At 40.5% G+C, this 1,049-nt stretch carries 1 protein-coding gene; it reads right to left on the bottom strand.

Going from position 1 to position 1,049, the window contains the following annotated elements; translation table 11 throughout:
- Positions 1-356: 356 nt before the first annotated feature.
- Positions 357-845: a hypothetical protein gene (locus DD606_RS25495; RefSeq protein WP_129259523.1), complete on the bottom strand. Its 489-nt coding sequence runs from the start codon at positions 843-845 to the stop codon at positions 357-359.
- Positions 846-1,049 lie beyond the last annotated feature (204 nt).

A 1,049-nucleotide genomic window follows, 5' to 3' on the forward strand; every position in this document is an offset into this window, starting at 1 on the left:
ATTTACATACAGCTTGTGCACTCTTTGTCCTCAATGCACGCCCTTCAACTTGATTTGACAAATCTTCTCTTGCAAGCACCAAATATTACATTTGCCAAAGTCCCATAGGCATTGAAACCATGTCCACAATCCGTTTATAAAGCAGGGCTAATTGATAAGTAGGATGTAGTCCATCACGATGCCGTACATTTGAATACATTTGGCATGTCACACAATACATTTTAATACCTTTCTTTTACCGTGACAAATGTTTCCCATACACCTCGATGTCCTACCCATAAACTTTCATGGAACTCCTTGATGATATGTTGCTGACTAACCTCATCGCATATTACCTGCAATGGTGTTCCATCTCTTCATTTAGGATGCTTCCATAAGTAGCCATCCCTCGAGTAGTATCCATATGCTTTTCTTCTTATCCTCTTAAATTCTTGCTCAGTCCAATCATCCTGCTTATGCAGAGTACTTATGTAGCGGCCTATCAAGAGCCATTCATTCTCATATAGTTCCTCTGAAAAGGACTCAAGTGAAGACACAAAACATGCATGACTACTCTTTGCATGATCAATAGTGTAAAAATTTGTGCCAACATCATCTCCCTCAATAATCATGTCCTGTTCATCTTCATACCTTGCCTTAGATAGCATATCTGCCATTGGATTGTCTTTCCCTGCAATATGCTTGAACTCAAGATTCAAGGACTTTATGTAGGCTATCCATCGCAGCATTGCAATATCAGGAGTCGAACAGTTTGTGATCATTCCAAGAAGAGGCAAACAATCATTTTCCACAACCACTGATGCCCCTATTAAGTACTCCTTGTCACACCTCAATGTTGTAACCAAACCCCCAAAGTTCCCTTTTTACTTGTGCATAATCTTGTTGGCGAGAACTCAAAACCTTGGCCCCAAACCTCACCACATACCTTTTTCCTTGTTCATCATCTTATCGTATTGCCCATCCTATCCCTAAAGGGCTCGTGTCTACTGTCACAATGACAAGTTTCTCACATGCATAGACTACCTTTCTCAAGGGTGGTGATGAAAGAA

Source organism: Enterobacter cloacae complex sp. GF14B (assembly GCF_004136805.1).
Classification (GTDB): Bacteria; Pseudomonadota; Gammaproteobacteria; order Enterobacterales; family Enterobacteriaceae; genus Enterobacter; species Enterobacter hormaechei_C.